We start from the raw sequence: 20,389 nt of genomic DNA, 5'->3' as shown, positions 1-20,389 counted from the left end.
TAAGGAAAACTGTAATGAAAATGGGCTTCATCAACAACACCGTTTGAGCCATTCAAGCGGTTTTTTTCTTTTTAAAATCAGTAAAATAACCTTTTCAGGCAGCCTGAAAAATCATTTATGCCAATTTAGCAAAAGTGTTTTGCGATTGATATTATTTTTAAAGCAAATTCATTACATTAAAATACGCCCATTATTTTCACAAAAGGTCAAAACAATGAGCAAACAAATTCAATTTCATCAAACAGGTTCGCCTGATGTCTTGCAAATCGTTGATGTAGCAATTCCTGCACCAAAAGCACACGAAGTACAAATCCAAATCCACGCCATTGGCTTAAACCGTGCCGAAATGATGTACCGAGAAGGGGCTTATGTGATTGACCCTGTATTCCCTGCGACTTTGGGTTATGAAGGGGCAGGCGTGGTCGTGGCGATTGGCGAGGGTGTGAACGAAGTTGCCATTGGCGATAAGGTCAGCATTATTCCATCTTTTATGTTTACCGAATACGGCACTTATGGCGAAATCGTCAATATGCCCAAACACGCCGTCGTTAAGCACCCTGATAATTTATCAATGGAACAAGCGTCCGCCAGTTGGATGGCGTTTGTTACCGCTTATGGCGGACTGATTGAGTTTGGCAAAGTACAAAAAGACGATGTGGTGGTGCTGGGCGGGGCAACCAGTTCGGTCGGTCTGGCAAGCATTCAAATCGCCAAAATGCAAGGGGCAACGGTGATTGCCTTGTCTCGCACCCACGCCAAAGGCGATGTGCTTTTGGAAAAAGGGGCGGATTTTGTGATTGCCACAAGCGAAGACGATGTAACCGCTAAACTTTTTGAAATCACCAATGGCAAAGGTGTCAATGTGGTGTTTGACCCTGTGGGCGGAAAAGAGGCGGCAAAAATCATCAATGCAATGGCACAAGACGGTCGTTACATCATTTATGGGGCATTAAGCCACGATGATATTGCCGTGCCAGTCTTTCCGATTTTGGGTAAGCATTTAACCGTGCGGGGCTATGAACTCTTTGAAATCACCACCGTCCCTGAAAAATTGGCACAAGCCAAAACCTTTGTCTATGACGGTTTGGCAAGCGGTCAGTTACGCCCTGAAATTGACAAAATCTTTGCCTTTGATGAAATGGTTAAAGCTCACGAATATATGGCAAGCAATCAGCAGATTGGTAAGATTGTGGTTAAGGTTTGATGATTTGAAAGCACCGCTTTTGTGATAAGGGCGGTGTTTTTCTTTTTAAAATGGGCAAAATAAACTTTCAGGCTGCCTGAAAACCTCCTACACAATCCGCCCAAACATCATCTCATCATCTTTTAATCGTTGCATATCTCGCAAAGGCGGCTGCCCAAACAGCCGAGCATATTCACGATTAAACTGGCTCACACTTTCATAGCCCACTTCAAAAGCCGCACCGCTTGCATCCAATTTTTGTTTAAACATCAAACGGCGAGCCTGTTGCAGGCGTAACTGTTTTTGATATTGCAAAGGGCTGACCCCTGTGATTTTTTTAAAATGCTGACGAAACGATGACGCACTCATCAAAAGCCCGCCAGCCAACTTATCCATTTCTATTTTGCTTGCATAATGTTTGTTGAAATAGGCAATCGCTTTGGCAATTTTTTGCTCCACCGTGCCATTGCCCAAAAGCCGTCTTAACATCGGCAAATGGGGGCTAGATAGAATGTAAAGGGCGATTTCTTGTTCAATGAGCGGGGCAAGATGACGACTCATTTTGGGGTTATCCAAGAGTTTCACCAAACGCAAAATGGCGTTTAACAAATCTTCATCCGCATCAAAAACAGACAAACTATCAGACAGGCTGGACGAAGTGGTTTGCCACGCCGTCTGTTCGTCCAGTTTTCTAAGAAGCATCACATCAAGTTCAATTCGCAAACTCAAATAAGGCTTATCCAAACTGGCGTTTAACACATTAGACACCACAGGCAAATCCAGCGTGGTCAAAGCCGATTGCCCCTTACTAATCGTCATCAGCGTATCGCCAAAATTGAGATGTTGGCTGCCTTGCACCACCAAAAACAAGCTCAAAGGATAAATGCACGGCATCGGCTCGGTGTGATGATTTCGCCGACACAAATGCAAACAAGGCAAGGCGGTATCAAAAAATCCGCCTGTGGGAGCGGTGTGTTTGGCGACCAAATGGGCAAGTTCGTTAAAAATCTCATCACGCATTTTTTGTCTCTTTTTATGGGATTTTGTGTTGGGTAGTTTAGCAGACTTTGTTGTTTTAGGCAAAAATCATCTTGTTTTTGGCAAGAAGTTTTCAGGCTGCCTGACTATAATACCCTTCATCAAATTTAAGTTTTTAATTAGGAAACGATTATGAGCAACGCCATTATTTATAGTAATTCTGCCAATTTTGGCAAAGATGTTTTGCAATCCGATGAGCCTGTTTTGGTGGATTTTTACGCCGATTGGTGTCCGCCTTGTCAAATGATTGCCCCAAGCCTTGAACTGCTTGCCGATGAATATCAAGGCAAAGCCAAAATCGTCAAAATCAATATTGATGAAAACCCAGAGTTGTCCGCCATTTATGCGGTACGCAACATTCCAACGCTGATGACTTTTAAAAATGGGCAAATGACTCATCGCAGTGCAGGGGCGATGCCAAAATCGGGTTTAGTCAATTTAATCAATCAAGTGCTTTAAGGAACAAATAATGAAACCTTTTGTAGATGCAAACCAAGTTGCCGAAGTCGCCAATGCGGTCAAAGCCGACCCCAAATTAGGGCAATTTACCATAACGCTATCTAGCCAATCAAACGGCGGCGTGAGTGTCAAAACCCGCACCGAACAAAGCATTCAAGGCGGTGTGGTGGATAATAGCCGTGTCGGTAAATTTGAAACCGTAGGCGATGAACCACCTGCTGTTTTAGGCAAAGATACGGGCTTGTCGCCAATGGAATTTGCCTTGCAGTCGCTGGCTGGTTGCTACACCGCCACTTTAACCCTTTTGGCGGCTGGCAAGGGCATTGATTTGACGGCAGTTGATTTGACTTTAAGTGCCGATTTTGACTTAAACGGCTTTTTAAAATTCAATCCTGCCGTACGCAATGGACCCAGCGAAATCCGTGTGGACATTCGTGTAGAAAGTGCAAATGCAAGCGATGAGGAAATAAAAGCCTTAATCGGTGAAATCCCAAATCATTCGCCGATTTATGACTTATTTACCAACGGTACAAAAGTCGTTAATCGTATTGTGTTATTGTTGTTTTAGGCAAAAATCAGCCCGTTTATTTTAGGAAAATGATGATGAAAACTTTGTCCAATTTGTCGGATATTGATGATTTTATCGCCCAAAATCGCCTTGCTGTTTTGTACATTTCTGCTCCCAAGTGTGGCGTTTGTACGGTGATGAAGCCAAAAATCAATGAAATTATCAATGATTTTGATAATGTGGCAAGTGGTGTAGTTGGCATTGATGAAGTACCAACATTGGCAAGTTCTTATCATATTTTAACCGCTCCTGCCTTGCTTGTTTTTGCAGATGGTAAAGAGGCTTGGCGTGGGGCAAGGTTTATTGATGTGGCGGATTTTGAAAACACATTGGCTCAATATACCCTGCATTTGGATTAACTTAAATTTAGCGTTTTAGGCAAAAATTAGCGTGTTTTAGGCAAGCAATTTTTCGCCCAAAATAAGATAATATCTTTACTTTATTTTTTTAAGGAAACTTTGATGAACACTTTTTCTAATCGTAAATTATTGGTTGTTGGTGGCACAAGCGGTGTCGGTTTTGAGATTGCCAAATATGTGTTATCGCAAGGCGGACAAGCCCTCATTTTGGGCAATAATCCCACCAAAGCCGAAAATGCCCGTGCCGAGCTTGCCAAAGATTTTGGCGATAAAATCACGGCACTTACTGCCAATTTGTTGGATATGGCAAGCGTAAACAGCCTGATTGCCAAGTTAAATGCCGAACATCAAGACATTGATTTGGTGGTTAATTCGGCTGGGGTATACTTTCCCAATACTTTTGTAGAAACCGATGAAAAAGCCTATGACGGTTATTTGAATTTAAATAAGGCGGTGTTTTTTATCAATCAGGCGATTGTGAAAAACTTGATTGCCCAAAACAAAAAAGGCTCTATTGTCAATATTACGGCGGCGTTGTCGTCTCTGCCGCTCAAATCCACGCCGATGACCGCCTATGCAATGGCAAAATTGGGGCTTGAAGCGATGACCAAAAATATGGCGGCAGAGCTGGCTGAATATGGCATTCGGGTCAATGCCTTGCCGATTGGCTTGGTGGAAACCAAAATTTTTGAACGCTTTGCCACAAGTGAACAAGTTAAAGATTCGTTGGAAAATTTCAAAAAATTGCACGCTTTGGGACGCAACGGCACACCACAAGAAGTCGCCAAAATCGCCGCCTTTTTACTCTCAAGCAATGCCGACTGGGTAACGGGTGCAATCTGGACGGCAGACGGTGGAGCAATGACTCGCCGTGATGATGTGTGATTTGAATTTTTGATAAAACACCGCTTTTGTGATGAAAGCGGTGTTTTGCTGAGGTTACTTTTATTGATATTAAGGCTTTAATTTTATTAAATATTCTACCAAATCAATAACTGTTGTACTTGGGTTGTCCGTATTATTTTTTATCGATTCCTGATTGGCTCTTTTGGTATTTTGAATGGCAAAATTCAATTTATCTTGCAATAATACAAATATATCATCTTGCCCCTTTTCATAGGTTGGAATATATTTTTTAAGCTCTTTAATGACATTATCGGCAATACTATTTTTACCAGATGCCAAAAATGGCTGTGTTGTATAAACAAAATGTAATAATAACCAATACTCAAAACAAGGAACAGAACAAACTACAAAGAATGGCTTTTTGTTTTTCCCTGTTGATAATTGTTTGATTTTATTGATAGCATCCTGATATTTTGGGTGTGCATCTTTATCAAACACACAATAAACCCTATCAAAACAATTCCCATCTTGCTTGGATTTTTCATACTCTTCAATGGCTTTATCAACAATACTCATTGGGTCAGAACCACAATCGCCTGTTATTTTAATATTTGCAGTATCTAATTTATAAGCAGAACGCAAACCTTCAAAATAAAAAGGTTCTGTTTTCTCCCCCTCACAAACAATCAAAACTCTATCGTGGGTCTTTCTTTCAGTTTTCTTGCGTTTTTCTTTGGCGGCTCGTAATTTGCGTTTTTTAAATAAATCATCACTACCCATTATTTACCGCCCCAAAACAAACTGGTCAATAAATGGTACAGCCCCATATCCACCCGATAAATAAACATTTTCTAAATTTTCTTTACCTTTTTTTGGACTAAAATCAGATAGGGGATACAAAACAGAAGATTGTTGTTTGTTGCGTTCGCAAAACCAAATTTGGTCTCTGCGAAAGATATTTTGATTTAGAATAGAAGTTTCATGTGTTGTAAAAATAAGTTGAGCGTGTCTTGGGTTAGATTTAGGATTGTGAAATAAATCCACCAAAAATTGCACTAACTTGGGATGTAGATTTTGATTTAATTCATCAATAAACAAAATTCTACCGTTCATTAAAATATCTAAAATAGGTCCAGCAAAAGCAAAGAATTTTTGTGTACCATCTGACTCTTCATCAAAATCAAAATAAACAGGGTTGTTCATATCGTCATAATGCAGTAACTCAATGCTATCAATTTGTTTGGTTCCTTTTAAGGTTTTTACTAAATGGTTCTTTAACTCGGAAGGCATATCATCAGGTAGTTTAGATTCATCAAAATCTTCAATCTTAACTTTGATATCGTGAATATTAAAATCAGCTGTTTTTAGTAAGCGAATAATTTCACTTTTTTGTTCTTTTGTGCATAGTTGAGCCGTATAACTGGGGCTTAATCCACCAACGCCAATGAATGCCAATGTTTCATCAAACCAATCAAACAAAGGTCTTAATTGCTCACTATTTAGTTGTACCGCAGTAGATAAAAATAAGGCATTATCTCTTGTGGATTCTTGCCATAAGCGTTTGTTGCCTAAGAATAAAGAACTAAATTGCCAAGTATGGCGTTTTTCACTATCAATCCAAACTCGTTCAAACCATTTTTGTGGACGATTTTTTGGATAAGCATAAAGCCATTCATCATAAATTTGGTATTTATCTGCCGAAAAACCATACTGATAGCGGACACCATCAATCACAAAAACTACTTCAAACTCAGAGGGTTTTGTAATATTGTTTTGATTAAGTTTAAAAGGTGTTACATCAAGTTCATCACCACGCTGGGATGTGGTTGTAACAATCTGCTCCATCAAGCGAAAAGCCTTAATGAAATTGGATTTTCCACTGGCATTTGCACCATAAATGGCAACTGAATGTAGCAAATGCAAGTCCTTTGCGTATTCCACTGAATAGGCGTTATTTGGCAACTCATCGCTGTGTGATTTAACCATACTTAAAGTTTGTCTTTCATCAAAAGACAGGCAATTTGCCACGCTAAACTCGATTAACATATATTTTCAATCTATTTTTTGGAAAAATTTTCCATAAAATAGCATAAAATTTAAAAAATTTCAATTATTTTTTATTGATAGAGATAGCTAATAAGTCCTATTTATGCCAATTTAGCAAAACACTTTCTCAATTTATCCCATTTTAAGCAAACTCAAAAGCCCTTAAAATACCTTATCTTAAATAAGACAGGTACGCCAAAATGAACACGCTTTCCCCCATTTTCTCCCAAGTTTTTGGGCAAAATCAATTAACACTGGGCTTAATTGCCCCCTTTATGGGCTATCAAAATCACATTCCAGACAATTTGACCACCATTGCCGACAATGCACGGCTGGCTGAAAACTTGGGTTTTTCGGCATTGTGGGTACGAGATGTGCCGTTTTATGACCCTCATTTTGGCGATGTGGGGCAAGGGCTTGACCCGATGGTTACACTTGGTTTTTTGTCCGCCCACACCCAAAAAATCGCCCTTGGCACGGCAGGGCTGATTGCCCCTTTGCGTAGTCCCATTCACATTGCCAAGTCTGCGGTCAGCGTGGATAAGCTCAGTAATGGACGGTTTTTATTGGGCTTATCCTCTGGCGATAGACCTGTGGAATACCCTGCATTTGGGGCGGATTTTGCCTCTCGTAGCGAGCGTTTTCGTGAAAGCATTGATTTGATTAACACCTTAACCGAGCAGGATTTTCCCCATTTCAAAGGCAAACATTATGGCGATTTAACAGGCAATTTGGATTTGCTCCCCAAACCCAAACACCACTTACCCATTGTGGCGATTGGGCGAGCAAGGCAAGAGATGGACTGGCTTGCCAATGTGCCTGATGCGTAGATTTGGCACGGTGTGAATCCTGCCGACACCGCAAACATCATCAAAACCCTTGCCGATTTACGCCAAAAAGACACACCCACAGCATTTGGCTATGCTCAATTTGTGGAAGTTTTGGACGACAAAAATGCCAAAGCACAGTTATTTAACAACATTTATCTGCGTGGTGGTGCAAAAGGCTTGGCAGACTTTTGGGCAAAAGAACAAGAAAAAGGCGTGAAACATTTGGCACTCAATTTAAAACCCACTCAGCGTCCTGCTGATGAAGTGCTTACAGAATTGGCAGAGTATGCTTTGACACAATTTTGATGAAAAAAGCCTTTCAGGCAGCCTGAAAACCCCTATCCCCTCTGTATCATCTCTTTTTGTTTTGCCAGCACCTTATTTAGCATCAGCAAAAAAGCGCTTTTTTCCTCATTATCCAGCACCGACAATGCCCCCATATTGATGTTTTGGGCGATTTGGGTGGCGGACTCTTGTAAGGCTTTGGCGTGGTCGGTCAAAAAAATCAGCCGACTTCGGGCATCTTTGGGGTTTTCACGCCGTTCAATCAGTCCGTCTCGCTCCATTCGTGCCAAAGTGTTGGCGATGGTGGCTTGGGCGACATCGGCAATCTCCACCAGTTCATTTTGGCTCAAACCGTCCGTCTCCCACAAGGTAAGCAAAATCGGAAATTGGGCAGGGCTAATCCCCAAAGGTTTTAAGCCTTCGTGTAGCAAAATGGCAAATTGGCGGGCAATGTGGTTCATCAAATAGCCAGCAGATTGTAAGCGTTTCATAAAATCTCTTTATTTATCAAATGGGTAACAAAAAATTTTATCAAACTTAAAAATATAGCTTGCTATTTAAAAACATAGCGTGCTATACTGTTTTTAGTTTGATAGCTTACTATCTATTTTAACAAATATCCCCCGCAAGGAAAAGATGATGAACCGTGAAATGTTAAGAAAAATCCATTTAATCGCCAGTCGCACCGCTTTTTTGTGCATTTTTGGCTTTTGGACAAGTACGCTGATAAGCGAGCTGTTTTTGTCGCAAATGGCGGTGGTGGCGGTCAAAAATGCGATTAGCTATGGCGTGTTTGTGTTGATTGTGGCGATGGCTTTGACTGGGGTAACGGGCTTTAAAATGGGCGGAAAATCCAAACACCCAAACATTGTCACCAAGAAAAAACGAATGCCGTTTATCGCTGTGAATGGTTTGCTGATTTTGCTGCCTTGTGCCTTTTATTTGTGCCACAAGGCGAATTTGGGGCAATTTGATGGCGTGTTTTATGGCATACAAGCGGTGGAACTTGTGGCAGGGTTTGTCAATTTGGTGCTGATGGGCTTGTCTATGAAAGACGGTTTGAATATCAGAAAACCGAAAAAAGCGTAATAAAGGAAAACAAATGAACACACAAAATCATTCTTATGGCAAAGTCAGCCGTTATCTGCATTGGGCAATGGCGGTGTGTTATTTGGCGATGTTTGGCACGGCTGTGGCGTGGAATATTGATGAGGGTTTGAAATTTTTGATGAATCCGCACAAAGCGCTTGGCATTTTATTGTTGGCTTTGACGGTGGTTCGGATTGTTTGGGCAATCAGCCAACGCAAAAAATCGCCCCCAAATTCTCCCTTTGCCAAACTTGGGCATCTGGCTTTGTATGGCTTAATGTTTATCGTACCTGCAATCGGTATGGCTCGTCAGGCAGGATACGCCCAGAACAATCAAGCCTTGATTGAGCTTGGCAATCAATGGCACGGCACGCTGGCTTGGGTGTTTTTAATATTGATAGTGGGGCATATTGCAATGGTTGCGGTTCATCACATCAAGGGTGATAAGATTTTAAGCCGTATGCTGGGCAAATGATGTTCATTTTCTTAACCAACGGAGTTTATGATGACTTTTTTTAAAAAACTTTCTACTTTATCCGCTACCGTGTTAATGGCAAGTGCCTTAACGGCTTGCGTTGGTGGCGGTCAATTTATCAAACCACAGGAGCAAACAATGCAGACACAAAACAGTGTAGTACTGATTAACGCCTTTGAAGTGCCAAAAGGCAAAGAGGCAGAAGCTTTGGCATCTTGGCAAAAAGCGGCAGCATTTTTAAAAAACCAAGACGGCTACATCAACACCACTTTGCACCAAAACCTTGACCCAAATGGTAAATTTCATCTGGTCAATGTCGCTCGCTGGCAAAGTGCCGAGCAATTCAAACAAGCCACCGCCAAAATGCGTGCTGAATTACCTGATAATCAAGTTGCTGGCGTGATGTTCCACGCAGGGCTGTTTAAAGTGGTTGAAACTGATGTGAAGTAAGTCCATAAGCACCGCTTTTATCACAAAAGCGGTGTTTTTTTGGGAATTTTAAATGGTCTAAAAAATTTTACAAAAAATTATTGCGTACAATTTAATTTTAGGCTATAATACATCTATCAATTTAACCAAACCTTTATAAGGAATATGTTATGAAAATTTTTTATCACACTTCAGCAACAGCCACAGGCGGGCGAGATGGTCGCACTCAAGTTGATGACGGCTCTATCGGCTTTGATTTGGTCGGCTTCCAAAATAACAGCGGTAAAGTTGGCACCAACCCAGAACAGCTGTTTGCAATGGGCTATGCCGCTTGTTTTGACAGTGCGATGAACCACGTTGCCCCAACGCTAAACATCAAACCAAAAAAATCGTCCACAACCGTAGCGGTGGGCATTGGTCAAAAAGTAGATGGTGCATTTAGCCTAGATTTGGACATCACCATTACCGTTGAGGGGATTAGCGTTGATGATGCCAAAAAGCTGATTACAAAAGCTCACGAAGTTTGTCCATATTCTAATGCCACTCGTGGCAATGTTGAGGTGCGTTTGCATGTCAATGTGATTGAGACTTTTGATTTGTGATTTTTCAATGGTTAAAAATAAAAAACACCGTTTATCAAAGCGGTGTTTTTTATTTCAAAAGTGAGGACAAAGCGCTTTTTGGGTAGCCTAAAACAACTTAATTTTGACTTGCCAAAATGCCACCAAGATTATTTTCCAGCCAATCTACCAACTCATAGAGTTTTTGCCCTGCCTGCATACCATATTCGGTCAAAGTGTAATCGGTATGCGGTGGCACGGTGTTGTAAGATTTGCGAATCAGCATTCCGTCCGTTTCTAGCTGTTTTAGGGTTTCGGTGAGCATTCGCTCGCTAATGCCTTCAATTTCGCGGCGAATTTCCGAAAAGCGCTTTGTACCGTCTTTTAATACAATCATCACCAGCACGCCCCAACGGCTGGTTAAGTGATTTAAAATCAAACGGCTGGGGCAATCTTTGGACAAGACTCGTCCTTTGTTCAACTCATTGATACCCAATTCATTCATAAAAATACCCTAAAATGCTGTGGTGTTTAAACTTACTTTTTTGTAAGTACTTACAAAAATACCTGTGTTTTGTTATTATAATTAAAATCAACAAGATAAACAAGGTGGCAAGATGTTTTGGGTTTTGGTATTACTGGCTTTGGGTTTGATGGGCTGGCTGGTATTTAGCAAAAAAACCAAGCGTCATCTACCGCTGGGGCGGTGGGTCGGACAGGCAGTGTGGGTGCAAGATGGGGTTTGCTATACGGTAGAGGAAGTGGCGTTTGATGACTATCAAGGGGCGATACACGGCTATTTTCGCCTTGTGCCTGTTGTGTTGGCATTGGGACAGGTTTGTGAAGAACGCTATGATTTTTTTGATTTTTATTCGGTGGCGGTACGCTTTGAGAGTCATTCGGCACGGCTGCTTCGCCTTGTAGATAAGGTGCGTTTGGTGCAAAGCGACAGACCAATGGACTTGGAAGAATTTGAACGCCAAATCAGCACTTTTGCCTATCTGTCTTTAAAATAAATCAATATTTTTCAAATGGTTAATAATTATTTTCACACTTACTTTTTTGTAAGTACTTCTATTTAAAAACTAACTTTCTTATAATATGTTTATTGCAATCAAATTAAGTTTTTTAACCAAAATAGGAGTTTGTTTTATGAAAAAATTTGCCGTGATTGGAGCAACAGGCTTGGTTGGCTCTGCGGTGGTCAAAGAATTGGCACAGCGAGGTCATCAAGTTACCGCCTTTGCTCGTAACATTGACAAAGTACAAAAAGCCGACAATGTGCAAGCGGTGGCGATTGATGCCAATGCGCCTGATTTTGCTGATAAGTTGGTGGGCTTTGATGCGGTGGTCAATGCCTTTAATGCAGGCTGGGAAAATCCAAATCTTGCCAATGACTTAAAACAAGGACACGCCAATATTTTAATTGCTGTCAAAACCGCCAAAGTGCCTTATTTGCTGGTGGTCGGTGGTGCAGGTAGCCTAAATGTTGCCCCAAATTTGCAACTTGTTGATACCCCTGATTTTCCTGCTGATGTTTATCCTGCTGCCAATGCAGTACGAGAATTGTTAAATGAACTGCGTACTCGCACTGATGTGAATTGGGCATTTTTATCGCCTGCGGCAATGTTTGCCATCAATCCTGTTTCTTTTGAAAGAACAGGAAAGTATCGTATTGGTGGCGATGATGTGTTATTGAATGTTGATGGCACGCCTGCCGATATTAGCGTGGCGGATTTGGCGGTGGCGATTGCTGATGATGTGGAGAACAAGGGGCATTTGTTTAAACGATTTACGGTTGCCCAAAAGTAATTGATATTAAAAAACACCGTTTGAATTGAGATTTAAACGGTGTTTTATTTTGCCATAAAAATACGCACACTTTTAATCTCATCAACAGATAATTGCCAAAAAGTCGCTTGAATGCTTTTTTGAGTAAAAGGGTGGGTGCTGTATTCTGCACAATAATCCATATCAAAAATTTTTTGCCAACTGTTTTGCATAATTTGGCGAATATTGGGCGGATATAAATGTTTATCGCAATAATCAATGTTGGCTTGTTTTAACAAATCATCAAACCAATCATCATCTTTTACATTATCGGCAATATAATATTCATTTAAAACAGCGTGCCATAAATCAAAATCGCTTAATAAGACTTCACTATCCTTTTTTTCAATTTCCAATAAAGCGCTTTTTTGACCTTTTGTGCCAATGCCACCAAATCTTAAATCAGGCTTTTTTTGTTTGGCGTTTTGCCATTGATACCACGCCCAAATCGGATAAGCATCAGGTATTGGGGGTTTGCCAATTTTATGTTCCATTTGTGCCATTAGCCAATGATAGGCAACTTTAAAATTGTCTTCATTTAACCAATCAATCAGCTTACCTTTGGCATAAATCACGCCATCGCTCATCAGTGTTTCATACCAATCAAATGGCTGAACTGTCCAAAGTCTCATTATGCACCCTATCCAACACAAACCCCACAAACGCCCGCACAATGCTAGACGGATAACGATGGGCGGCATAAATCATCGTCAAATCAAATTTGGGGTTTTCTGTCTCACCCAAGATTTCCACCAAGCCATTTTCTGCCACCAATCTATCTACCGTGCTGTCGGCAAGCAGAGCCACTGCTTTGCCCTGTTTTGCCATATATTCAATGGCATAGCTGTCATTGCTGGCAAAAAGATAGGGAATTTCCACCGCTTGTCTGCCAGTGCCAAGTGTAATGACGCTTGCTTCATTTTTTGCCCAAGCGGCAATGGGGAAATTTTTCAAATTTTTGACGGTGCTGGGCGTGCCCAATCGTGCCAATAAATCAGGGTGTGCCACCCATTTACTGCCGATTTGCCCCACTTTTTTGGCGATAAACTGCTCGCCGTGTAGCTGCCCAATCCGAAACGCCACATCAATGCCGTCTGCCGACAAATCAAGCAGACGGTCGGTCAGCGTGCAATGCACCTGTACCTGTGGGTAGGCAGTCTGAAAATCAGCTATCCACGCCAAAACAGGCTCGCAGGCAGGGCTTGCCGACAGGCGTAATTTGCCCTTTAAATTGCCTTGCTCTTCAAACAATACTTCCTTGGCAGTGGCAAGCTGTTCAATGGACAAATGCACCTGTTCATACAGGCGTTGTCCCGCCATTGTGGGTTTAACGCCTGATTTTTGGCGGTCAAAGAGTTGAATATTCAGCTCTTTTTCCAAATCGGCAATTTGACGGCTAATGGTCGCAATCGGCACATTTAATCGCTCGGAGGCTTTGGAGAGACTTCCGTGCTGGATAACGGCGGCAAAGAGGCGTAGGGTGTTGAGGTTCATTGATTATCCCCCCGTAACTCTTCCAATATCCGCTCAATGTGTTTGCCCTTAAATTGCGTTTTAAATTCAACCTTGATGCCTGTTTCATCGCTTAATTTTTCAAACAAAATTTGAGCGTGTTTGATCTTTTCTTTTTCGTCGGGGCGTAAATCAAATTCATAGGCATCTTTGGTTTCTACCACCAAGTTTAGGGTTTGTGAGCCGTCTTTGTGATGAAACACATAAGCAAAATCAGGCGAATAAGTGCCACCCCCTGCCACAGGAATGGCAATGGTATTTTTGGGGATTTTGGTAAAAACGGTAACATAATCCAAATTTAAGAGAATATTTTCTTTTTCAAGTGGCGAATCATAAAACAAGGTTTCAAACAAATAATTATCCGCCACAATACCCTCTTCGCTAAATCGCCCAATATCCGATGAGGATATGCTGTCTTTGACATTGCCCTTATCATCGGTAAAAGCGGTAGGGTGAACTTGGTTACTCACTTTTGTATAACCAATGCTTTGGGTTGCCAAAAAGTGCTGTAATAGCCATTTTCTAAATAAACTGTGAATCTGTCTGATATTATGGCGAGTTTGCTTGGCATTATCCGACCAGCCCAATTCTGATAATACTTGATGTAGGCTTTTTAAACTTACATTCAAACTGCTTGCCAGTTCATTGGCAAATTCGCCATAGCCAAGTACATAGCCTGTATTTTCTATTAACTTTTCTCGTCCGCCATATTGAATCAAAATATCATTGTCATTAAATTGTAATTGTTGCGACTGTATGGTGGCAGTGCTTTTGTCCAATTTGCCAATGACTTCGTTAGCAAAGAATTGTTTTAACAGGGCATAGAAGGCTTGTTCATTCTCAATTTGATAATTGAGTATCACACGGCGGTTTAAGGTTTCCCATAGCGTTTTTAGGGCATAATAGTTGTCTTTTCTAATCCGTACCGTCTCTTTTTTGCCAATGCCTGTCTGAATTTTATGATTGAGCGAAGTTTCAAATGCAAAGGCTTTTGGATAGGCAAGACACAATTTTTGCCAGCCGTTTTCTAATAAATTTAAATCGTCATCAATAATGTTTTCATCTGCCAAATGGTTGATGATTTTTCTTTTGCTTTCATTGGGATAGGCAATTAAAATTTTGGCAAGATGTTCCTCTTCTAGTTTGTCAGGAATAACCACTCTTTCGCCTGATTTTTCACGAATGTCTTTGATTAAATCTGCCACAAACTCTGTTTCGCTAAAATCCACAAAATAATTTAAATAAAACTGCTCGTCTTTTTCACGGTGCATAAATTCATTGACAGGTAAGCGAAGACCTCGCCCTACTTCTTGCAATTTACTGGTGTCAGAGCCACTAGAACGCAATTTACAAATGACAAATACATTGGGATTATCCCAGCCCTCACGCAAAGTCCATTTTGAAAAAATAAAACGGCGTGGGTTATCCAAATCAAGGAGTTTTTCTTTGTCATATAAAATCTCATTGATTTGTTTTTCTATTTGTTCATCTTTACTGCTGTTGTCATCACTAAAATAACCGCCGTGTGTTTGGCTGATATTTGCCAATGTTTTTTGCAGATAGGCTTTATAAAATTCATTGCTTTCTGTTTTTAATCGTTTGCTGGCTTCATTTGCAATCATTGCCTCAAAACGGGATTTTAGACTGTCAGGCAAGCCCTGTTCATCACGATAGCCTGCAATATCATCAATAAAAATCAGGCAAAGCGGTTTGATGCGTGGGGTTCTGGTTAAAAGCGTGCGTTCAATCTCAAAATGACGGCTTACTGCCTGTGCCAACATCTTCTCTTGCAAGGATTCATTAAATGAATAAGGCGAGATGATTTCGCCTTTTTGCAAGGCTAATCCATTAGACAAAAGTGCTGTACTGGCATTAAATTCACTTAATTGCAGGTGCGACATTTCACTATGAATCACACCAAGCGAACTGTTTTTGGCAATTTCTAGGCGTTTGGCGGTCTTTTTATCTTGCTGGGTAATTTCAAAAACCGCTTCGCTTTTGCCCTCATTTTGTCCGACAAATTTAATACGCATTTCATCAACGCCATCAAACTTAGTAATAAAGGCACGCACGCCTTTGACCAAGTTTTGCTCAAAGGCATCAAGTGAGGTAAGTGTGTGAATTAAATTCTCAAATCCATCAAAAGTTGCGCCAAATCGCAAAATATACTGGGCATTTAATTTGCAAACATTTTGCCAAGTTTTACCGCTTGTTTTGACACGGTGCGGTTCATCAATAATCAAAAACGGCTTCACTGCCGATAACGCATCAAACGATGAGCCGTGGGCTGCCTGAAACATATCTTGGTCAATGGCGATGTTCATCGTATCGGAATTGAGCATACCCATATTGATGAGCAAAATATGAATGCTGTTTTGGTCATTGGCATTGATAAAATTGATTAAATTTTCAGGGACTTGCTGTTTGTCTTTTTTATTGCCTTTTTTGGCATTAACCTCATACAGTTCAATATGTTTGCCAAAATCATCAAAAAAACGACTGCGAGCCGACGCACTTTCCAAAAAGTTTTTTGTGCCTGCTTTAATGGCAACCGTTGGCACAAGCACAATAAATTTATTCACGCCAAAGGCTTGATTTAAAGAAAACATTGCCCTTGTGTAGGTATAAGTTTTGCCTGTGCCTGTTTCCATCGCAATATCAAAAATATTCGATAGAGAATTGTCTTTCTTGTTTAAACTTTTCACAAAACTTGGGCGGTTTTGAATTTGTGCCAAATTGCGTACTTTTTGTGATTCATTTAATTCTAAAATTGGATTGCTTTTTAATCTTGTTTCCAAATTTTTATCATAAGACACCTTGGCGTATTCAAACATTTGTAAAATATCTTCTACGGCAGATAATTGGTGCGGTAAATCATTTTCAAAATTAAACCCTGCCATTATTTACCCCTTATCTGCACGATTTCTTTGAATAAAATACAATTTATTGCCCTTTCTCGGTTTGTATTGATGCACCGCTTCATACAATTCTCGTTTGGCTTTACTGTCAAAGTGTGGTTCTAAAATCACAATTTTTTCAATGTTAAAATCATCTGCGGTATCGTCCAAGCGACGCAAAATGGTTGCCAAGTGAGGCGTGTCAAATCCTGTGTTTAACAAATAAAGCACCCTATCATAACGATATGCCGTATAACCGCCCAAATCCACCGGTTGTGGCGAGTGGTGCAGGGGCATACCGTCCTGAACGCACCAAGTGGTGAGAATATTTTGGCAATCGGTATCGGTTAAATGCAGATTTTCAAGTAATTGTACGCCGTGCTGTGGGTTATCTGCCAACACCCCAAAACCCTCTGGCACAGGCACAATGCGGTATTCTTTAAAGCCTAAATCGCCTGTAAAATCAGGGTGTTCTGCCTTGATTTTTTGGGCGGATTTTTCAATGCGGGCTTTGGTAATCTCAAAAATGGTGTTAAAGCCTGCTTTTTGTGCTTCGTACCTGTCTTTGACAGGTTCGTCTAGTTGCACGCAGATAAATTGACGATTGCTCTGTTTGCCATTTAAAAAATCTTCACAGTTTAACTGCATTACAGCGTGGGCAGTTGTGCCTGAACCTGCAAAGAAATCTAGGATTAGATCATTGGGATTTGAGCCTAATTGAATACACCGTTGAATTGTGCCAAGTGGTTTTGGTTTTGGAAAAATATCTTTATGAAACTCTAACTCTTTTACAAAAATTTCCGTCCCTCTTTCACTATTAACATCTTTAAAGTCCCAATGGCTAGTAGATTTTATTAAATCATTTTCATCGAAATAGTCTTTTTCAAAAACAGACCATTGTTCTTTATTTGGCATATATCGAGCAAATAGCCTATCCATATTATCAATAGCCGTATCCATTCCCCAACGCCAACGCCCTTTAACATCACTTTCTTTCATTGGATAAATTTCAATGCTATTTTCCTGTTTTTCTAGGGATAAAACTTGCTGTTGTTCATTCCAATAAAATGGATAAAACATATTTGGTCTGTCTGTCGCTAAATCATTATCGCCTGTTTTTCTTAAATCAATTTCTCGCCAAGTACCATTTTCGTCTTTTTTATTATATCTTTTTGTAATATGCTCCTCTGCTTTAAATCCATTTAATATCAAATCGCTAGTTTTTTGATAAACCAAAATATATTCGTGAGAAGTTGCGATATTTTTCTGGTCACTTCTACCTTTGGGGTTATTTATATTTGCAATTTGTCCAACAAAGTTCCCCTCCCCAAAAATCTCATCACAGAGCAGTTTTAATTGGGCTTGTTCATTATCATCAATACTAATAAAAATCACGCCATCGTCTTTTAACAAGTCTCTTGCGATTTTTAGGCGTGGATACATAAAGGTCAGCCACGCACTATGGCTGGACGCCTTTGAATTGATAAAGCTGTGAATATACTCGGCATATTCTACACTTTCGCCTGTGATTTCGGCGATTTGTGTGGGCGTGTATTTCCTATCATCTTGATAAACAAATCCGTCGGAGCCTGTATTGTAGGGCGGGTCTATGTATATCATCTTGATTTGTTTGCGATAGGCTTCACGCAAATGTTTTAAAACAGCAAGATTATCGCCTTGAATTAAGAGGTTTTGACTGTCTTTGTTTTTTTCATTATGGGCGTGATTGGCAGATAATAGGGTACGGTTTTCATCATAAACCAAGGCTTTAGCATAGGATTTGCCCCGCCAATCAAGGCGATAAGTCTCTGCCGAAAAGTGGATACCTGTGTCGTTTAAGGCTGCCTGAAAGTCGCTTAGTTTAAAATTGCCCTGATTGTCAAAAAGTTCTGGGCTGTGGTTTTTGAGTAAGTCTAGTAACGATTGGCTCATTGTAATGCCTTGTTTGTAAGTTGATTTTTGATTGCCTATTATAGCATTTTTTTATTTAGGCGTGCTGAATGGTTTTCGCTTTTATTTTTCATTTTTAAAAACCACCTTCCCATTTTCACTCATTCCTTCCCAAATCCAAAACCGTTAAAATACACTTAATTCTTTTATTCAAACAGGAAAATCCAATGAACCGCATTACCCAAATCTTAAATATCAAACACCCCATTGTCCAAGCACCAATGTCTTGGCTGACCGATGCACATCTGGTGGCAAGCGTTGCCGAAGCTGGCGGGCTTGGTTTTTTAGCCCCACACGCAGGGCAAACGACCAATCCGACTTCCAACGAAGAAGTACTTGACCGTATGCGTAATGAAATCCGTAAGGTGAAGGCACTGACCGATAAGCCCTTTGGCGTGCCGTTTATGTTGTCTTATGATTTTTCGCTGATTCCGTTAATGGTGGATTTGTTTATTGAAGAAGGCGTGCCTGTGGTGCTGGATAACGGCTGGCTTGACCCTGAAATTTACGCCAGACTCAAACAGGCGGGCATTAAAATCATCTGCCGTTTGCCTAATCCCAATTTAGCGGACGCACTAAAAGCCCAAGAATTGGGGGCGGATATTTTGGTGCTGACGGGGTTTGATGAGGGCGGTACTTTGCCGATGAAAGAAGTGGGCAGTTTTAATGTGCTTTCAGAATTTGTGGGTAAAGTGGATTTGCCGATGATGCTGGCTGGTGGCATTGCCGATAAAAAAGCGGTTCAGGCTGCCTTAACGCTTGGGGCAGAGGGCGTGTGGGTCGGTACAGCATTTATCGCCACAACCGAGTGCCGCAGCCATCAAAAGGTTAAAGAATGGATTGTGAATGCAACGGCTAACGATTTGCTGTTGTTCCGCACCGAGCCGTATTATTACCGCTCTTTGCCAACCAAATTGGCGAAAAAATGCTTTGAAATGAGTGAAAATGGGGCAACGCGTAGTGAGATTGCTAAGGTAATGAACGCTGGCACAGGAATGCGTTTGGGTATGTTAGAAGGCGATTTTGAAAACGGCTATGTGTCGGTGGGCAATGGCATTTCACAAATCAACAAAATCAAAAGTGTGAAAGAATTGATTGATGAATTGATGGCTTGATTTAAAACACCGTTTGTCGTAATGATAAACGGTGTTTTATTCCCCAAAACTCTTCCTAAAACTTTGCGGACTGACACCAAAACGAGCCCTAAACTGCATTCGCAAATTGCTTGCCGTGCCAAAACCTGTCTTATCTGCGATGATTTCAATGGGTAAATCCGTGCTTTCCAAATATTCTTGCACTTTGCCAAACGCTTGGCGGTCAGCCACTGGCTCAAAGTCATTTACGTGGCGGTTTAAAATAGCAGTTAAAACTTCTTTTGGACAAATGTACTCTGTTTGCCAAATCGTCCAATTTATGATTATCCGCCAAATTGCCGCTTAAAAATTGCAATAACTCATTGATTTTTTCGTCTTTGGCGTGGCTAATTGGACTAATGGCATTAAACTGGGCTTGACCGCCTTCTCGGTGCGGAGCGGAAACCAAATGTCTGGCAAGTTCATTGGCAACCTTTGTCCCATACAACGTACGAATAAAATACAAGCAACAATCCAAGCCCGCAAACGCCCCTGCTGATGTCAAAATATTGCCGTCATCAATATAAAGCCGATTGCCATCTAGTTGAATATGTGGGAATTTTTCTTTAAATGCTCGCTCGCCTGCCCAATGGGCTACCACCGTTTTGCCCTGCACAATATCAGCAAAAGCAAGCACAAAAGTGCCATAACACAGCCCAATGATTTTTTTTACCTTGTGCGTGGGCGGTTTGCAGTTTTTGGCAAAGTTTGGCATTTGGCACATCGCCCACAAAGCCACTAATGACAATGATGTTCTCCGTGTCCAATAGCGACAAATCGCCAGTTACCGCAATTTTTGCCCCAAATTCGCTTAAAATCGCCTTGCCATTGTCGCTACATACCGCAAAATCAAACAGCTTTTGCCCTTGATAAGTGGCTTGAAACAGCGAAAAAGGAATA

Annotated in this window: 25 protein-coding genes; 14 read left to right on the top strand and 11 right to left on the bottom strand. The window is 40.9% G+C overall.

The features are described 5' to 3' along the window. The first annotated feature begins 214 nt into the window (after positions 1-214). A complete protein-coding gene (locus tag MOB01S_RS06175; RefSeq protein ID WP_066802707.1) occupies positions 215-1,204 on the top strand; it encodes a zinc-dependent alcohol dehydrogenase family protein in 990 nt (329 codons plus the stop codon). 87 nt (positions 1,205-1,291) lie between these two features. Here MOB01S_RS06175 and MOB01S_RS06170 read toward each other — a convergent pair whose 3' ends face one another. Next, complete coding sequence (locus MOB01S_RS06170) at positions 1,292-2,203, bottom strand: AraC family transcriptional regulator (RefSeq protein WP_066802697.1); 912 nt, start codon at positions 2,201-2,203, stop codon at positions 1,292-1,294. Positions 2,204-2,353: 150 nt separating this feature from the next. On the opposite strand from MOB01S_RS06170, the gene trxA reads away from it, so the two are divergent. The 4 genes from trxA to MOB01S_RS06150 all read left to right on the top strand — a co-directional run bounded on the left by trxA (position 2,354) and on the right by MOB01S_RS06150 (position 4,492). Beyond that, positions 2,354-2,680, top strand: a complete 327-nt coding sequence (gene trxA / locus MOB01S_RS06165) for a thioredoxin (RefSeq protein WP_066802696.1) — start codon at positions 2,354-2,356, stop codon at positions 2,678-2,680. Between the two features lie 10 nt (positions 2,681-2,690). Further along, positions 2,691-3,248: an OsmC family protein gene (locus MOB01S_RS06160; protein ID WP_218016078.1), complete on the top strand. Its 558-nt coding sequence runs from the start codon at positions 2,691-2,693 to the stop codon at positions 3,246-3,248. Between the two features lie 35 nt (positions 3,249-3,283). Continuing rightward, a complete protein-coding gene (locus tag MOB01S_RS06155; RefSeq protein WP_066802694.1) occupies positions 3,284-3,607 on the top strand; it encodes a thioredoxin family protein in 324 nt (107 codons plus the stop codon). A gap of 102 nt (positions 3,608-3,709) precedes the next feature. Further along, the gene (locus tag MOB01S_RS06150) at positions 3,710-4,492 is read left to right on the top strand and encodes an SDR family NAD(P)-dependent oxidoreductase (protein ID WP_066802693.1); all 783 of its coding nucleotides are present in this window, start codon (positions 3,710-3,712) and stop codon (positions 4,490-4,492) included. Between the two features lie 69 nt (positions 4,493-4,561). Here MOB01S_RS06150 and MOB01S_RS06145 read toward each other — a convergent pair whose 3' ends face one another. Together MOB01S_RS06145 and MOB01S_RS06140 are read right to left on the bottom strand one after the other, a co-directional pair. Continuing rightward, positions 4,562-5,233, bottom strand: a complete 672-nt coding sequence (locus MOB01S_RS06145) for an RloB family protein (protein ID WP_066802692.1) — start codon at positions 5,231-5,233, stop codon at positions 4,562-4,564. Positions 5,234-5,236: 3 nt separating this feature from the next. Beyond that, on the bottom strand, positions 5,237-6,499 hold the full coding sequence (locus MOB01S_RS06140) for an AAA family ATPase (protein ID WP_066802691.1): 1,263 nt from the start codon (positions 6,497-6,499) through the stop codon (positions 5,237-5,239). 200 nt (positions 6,500-6,699) lie between these two features. Between MOB01S_RS06140 and MOB01S_RS06135 the strand changes: the two genes are divergently transcribed. Next, entirely contained in the window at positions 6,700-7,329 is a 630-nt protein-coding gene (locus tag MOB01S_RS06135) for an LLM class flavin-dependent oxidoreductase (RefSeq protein ID WP_245640007.1), read from the top strand. Between the two features lie 12 nt (positions 7,330-7,341). Further along, the gene (locus MOB01S_RS12790; RefSeq protein ID WP_245640006.1) at positions 7,342-7,635 is read left to right on the top strand and encodes a hypothetical protein; all 294 of its coding nucleotides are present in this window, start codon (positions 7,342-7,344) and stop codon (positions 7,633-7,635) included. 32 nt (positions 7,636-7,667) lie between these two features. On the opposite strand, the gene MOB01S_RS06130 is transcribed toward MOB01S_RS12790, so the two are convergent. Beyond that, positions 7,668-8,105 carry a MarR family winged helix-turn-helix transcriptional regulator gene (locus tag MOB01S_RS06130; RefSeq protein WP_218016077.1) on the bottom strand — a complete coding sequence of 146 codons (438 nt, stop codon included), beginning with the start codon at positions 8,103-8,105 and terminating at the stop codon, positions 7,668-7,670. Positions 8,106-8,253: 148 nt separating this feature from the next. Here MOB01S_RS06130 and MOB01S_RS06125 point away from each other — a divergent pair, with 148 nt between their 5' ends. The 4 genes from MOB01S_RS06125 (at position 8,254) to MOB01S_RS06110 (ending at position 10,209) form a co-directional block, all read left to right on the top strand. Continuing rightward, positions 8,254-8,703: a hypothetical protein gene (locus MOB01S_RS06125; protein ID WP_218016076.1), complete on the top strand. Its 450-nt coding sequence runs from the start codon at positions 8,254-8,256 to the stop codon at positions 8,701-8,703. Between the two features lie 13 nt (positions 8,704-8,716). Beyond that, a complete protein-coding gene (locus tag MOB01S_RS06120; protein WP_066802690.1) occupies positions 8,717-9,178 on the top strand; it encodes a cytochrome b in 462 nt (153 codons plus the stop codon). A 30-nt stretch (positions 9,179-9,208) separates the two neighbouring features. Further along, a complete protein-coding gene (locus MOB01S_RS06115) occupies positions 9,209-9,628 on the top strand; it encodes an antibiotic biosynthesis monooxygenase family protein (protein WP_066802689.1) in 420 nt (139 codons plus the stop codon). Between the two features lie 149 nt (positions 9,629-9,777). Beyond that, the gene (locus MOB01S_RS06110) at positions 9,778-10,209 is read left to right on the top strand and encodes an organic hydroperoxide resistance protein (protein ID WP_066802686.1); all 432 of its coding nucleotides are present in this window, start codon (positions 9,778-9,780) and stop codon (positions 10,207-10,209) included. Between the two features lie 97 nt (positions 10,210-10,306). Here MOB01S_RS06110 and MOB01S_RS06105 read toward each other — a convergent pair whose 3' ends face one another. Further along, positions 10,307-10,672, bottom strand: a complete 366-nt coding sequence (locus tag MOB01S_RS06105; protein WP_066802684.1) for a winged helix-turn-helix transcriptional regulator — start codon at positions 10,670-10,672, stop codon at positions 10,307-10,309. 112 nt (positions 10,673-10,784) lie between these two features. Here MOB01S_RS06105 and MOB01S_RS06100 point away from each other — a divergent pair, with 112 nt between their 5' ends. Together MOB01S_RS06100 and MOB01S_RS06095 are read left to right on the top strand one after the other, a co-directional pair. Then, complete coding sequence (locus MOB01S_RS06100; RefSeq protein ID WP_066802682.1) at positions 10,785-11,183, top strand: hypothetical protein; 399 nt, start codon at positions 10,785-10,787, stop codon at positions 11,181-11,183. A 136-nt stretch (positions 11,184-11,319) separates the two neighbouring features. Further along, the gene (locus MOB01S_RS06095) at positions 11,320-11,979 is read left to right on the top strand and encodes an NAD(P)-dependent oxidoreductase (RefSeq protein ID WP_066802680.1); all 660 of its coding nucleotides are present in this window, start codon (positions 11,320-11,322) and stop codon (positions 11,977-11,979) included. 44 nt (positions 11,980-12,023) lie between these two features. Here the strand turns inward: MOB01S_RS06095 and MOB01S_RS06090 are convergent, their stop codons facing one another. The 4 genes from MOB01S_RS06090 to MOB01S_RS06075 are packed head-to-tail and all read right to left on the bottom strand — an operon-like array spanning position 12,024 to position 18,338. Further along, positions 12,024-12,629 carry a DUF3841 domain-containing protein gene (locus MOB01S_RS06090; RefSeq protein ID WP_169798125.1) on the bottom strand — a complete coding sequence of 202 codons (606 nt, stop codon included), beginning with the start codon at positions 12,627-12,629 and terminating at the stop codon, positions 12,024-12,026. Continuing rightward, positions 12,601-13,491: a LysR family transcriptional regulator gene (locus MOB01S_RS06085; protein ID WP_066802678.1), complete on the bottom strand. Its 891-nt coding sequence runs from the start codon at positions 13,489-13,491 to the stop codon at positions 12,601-12,603. The genes MOB01S_RS06090 and MOB01S_RS06085 overlap by 29 nt, the downstream gene beginning before the upstream one ends. Beyond that, complete coding sequence (locus MOB01S_RS06080; RefSeq protein WP_066802676.1) at positions 13,488-16,409, bottom strand: type III restriction-modification system endonuclease; 2,922 nt, start codon at positions 16,407-16,409, stop codon at positions 13,488-13,490. Before MOB01S_RS06080 ends, MOB01S_RS06085 begins: the two co-directional genes overlap by 4 nt. Positions 16,410-16,412: 3 nt before the next feature. Next, a complete protein-coding gene (locus MOB01S_RS06075) occupies positions 16,413-18,338 on the bottom strand; it encodes a site-specific DNA-methyltransferase (protein WP_066802674.1) in 1,926 nt (641 codons plus the stop codon). Positions 18,339-18,523: 185 nt separating this feature from the next. On the opposite strand from MOB01S_RS06075, the gene MOB01S_RS06070 reads away from it, so the two are divergent. Continuing rightward, positions 18,524-19,471 carry an NAD(P)H-dependent flavin oxidoreductase gene (locus MOB01S_RS06070; RefSeq protein WP_066802672.1) on the top strand — a complete coding sequence of 316 codons (948 nt, stop codon included), beginning with the start codon at positions 18,524-18,526 and terminating at the stop codon, positions 19,469-19,471. Between the two features lie 36 nt (positions 19,472-19,507). On the opposite strand, the gene MOB01S_RS12690 is transcribed toward MOB01S_RS06070, so the two are convergent. Then, positions 19,508-19,681: a helix-turn-helix domain-containing protein gene (locus MOB01S_RS12690; protein ID WP_218016075.1), complete on the bottom strand. Its 174-nt coding sequence runs from the start codon at positions 19,679-19,681 to the stop codon at positions 19,508-19,510. 10 nt (positions 19,682-19,691) lie between these two features. Further along, on the bottom strand, positions 19,692-20,237 hold the full coding sequence (locus MOB01S_RS12685) for a GlxA family transcriptional regulator (protein WP_218016074.1): 546 nt from the start codon (positions 20,235-20,237) through the stop codon (positions 19,692-19,694). Between the last annotated feature and the right edge of the window lie 152 nt (positions 20,238-20,389).

Source organism: Moraxella oblonga NBRC 102422 (assembly GCF_001598275.1).
In the GTDB taxonomy this organism is placed as follows: Bacteria; Pseudomonadota; Gammaproteobacteria; order Pseudomonadales; family Moraxellaceae; genus Moraxella; species Moraxella oblonga.
This window is presented reverse-complemented; position numbering and strand designations above follow the sequence as displayed.

Coding starts and splice junctions, on each gene's coding strand:
- MOB01S_RS06130 (WP_218016077.1), bottom strand. CDS start 8,105: ATGAAACGCTTACAATCTGCTGGCTATTTGATGAACCACATTGCCCGC.
- MOB01S_RS06160 (WP_218016078.1), top strand. CDS start 2,691: ATGAAACCTTTTGTAGATGCAAACCAAGTTGCCGAAGTCGCCAATGCG.
- MOB01S_RS06115 (WP_066802689.1), top strand. CDS start 9,209: ATGACTTTTTTTAAAAAACTTTCTACTTTATCCGCTACCGTGTTAATG.
- MOB01S_RS06120 (WP_066802690.1), top strand. CDS start 8,717: ATGAACACACAAAATCATTCTTATGGCAAAGTCAGCCGTTATCTGCAT.
- MOB01S_RS06085 (WP_066802678.1), bottom strand. CDS start 13,491: ATGAACCTCAACACCCTACGCCTCTTTGCCGCCGTTATCCAGCACGGA.
- MOB01S_RS06075 (WP_066802674.1), bottom strand. CDS start 18,338: ATGAGCCAATCGTTACTAGACTTACTCAAAAACCACAGCCCAGAACTT.
- trxA (WP_066802696.1), top strand. CDS start 2,354: ATGAGCAACGCCATTATTTATAGTAATTCTGCCAATTTTGGCAAAGAT.
- MOB01S_RS06110 (WP_066802686.1), top strand. CDS start 9,778: ATGAAAATTTTTTATCACACTTCAGCAACAGCCACAGGCGGGCGAGAT.
- MOB01S_RS06140 (WP_066802691.1), bottom strand. CDS start 6,499: ATGTTAATCGAGTTTAGCGTGGCAAATTGCCTGTCTTTTGATGAAAGA.
- MOB01S_RS06095 (WP_066802680.1), top strand. CDS start 11,320: ATGAAAAAATTTGCCGTGATTGGAGCAACAGGCTTGGTTGGCTCTGCG.
- MOB01S_RS06125 (WP_218016076.1), top strand. CDS start 8,254: ATGAACCGTGAAATGTTAAGAAAAATCCATTTAATCGCCAGTCGCACC.
- MOB01S_RS06155 (WP_066802694.1), top strand. CDS start 3,284: ATGAAAACTTTGTCCAATTTGTCGGATATTGATGATTTTATCGCCCAA.
- MOB01S_RS06070 (WP_066802672.1), top strand. CDS start 18,524: ATGAACCGCATTACCCAAATCTTAAATATCAAACACCCCATTGTCCAA.
- MOB01S_RS06170 (WP_066802697.1), bottom strand. CDS start 2,203: ATGCGTGATGAGATTTTTAACGAACTTGCCCATTTGGTCGCCAAACAC.
- MOB01S_RS06175 (WP_066802707.1), top strand. CDS start 215: ATGAGCAAACAAATTCAATTTCATCAAACAGGTTCGCCTGATGTCTTG.
- MOB01S_RS06080 (WP_066802676.1), bottom strand. CDS start 16,409: ATGGCAGGGTTTAATTTTGAAAATGATTTACCGCACCAATTATCTGCC.
- MOB01S_RS06135 (WP_245640007.1), top strand. CDS start 6,700: ATGAACACGCTTTCCCCCATTTTCTCCCAAGTTTTTGGGCAAAATCAA.
- MOB01S_RS06105 (WP_066802684.1), bottom strand. CDS start 10,672: ATGAATGAATTGGGTATCAATGAGTTGAACAAAGGACGAGTCTTGTCC.
- MOB01S_RS06090 (WP_169798125.1), bottom strand. CDS start 12,629: ATGAGACTTTGGACAGTTCAGCCATTTGATTGGTATGAAACACTGATG.
- MOB01S_RS06145 (WP_066802692.1), bottom strand. CDS start 5,233: ATGGGTAGTGATGATTTATTTAAAAAACGCAAATTACGAGCCGCCAAA.
- MOB01S_RS06100 (WP_066802682.1), top strand. CDS start 10,785: ATGTTTTGGGTTTTGGTATTACTGGCTTTGGGTTTGATGGGCTGGCTG.
- MOB01S_RS06150 (WP_066802693.1), top strand. CDS start 3,710: ATGAACACTTTTTCTAATCGTAAATTATTGGTTGTTGGTGGCACAAGC.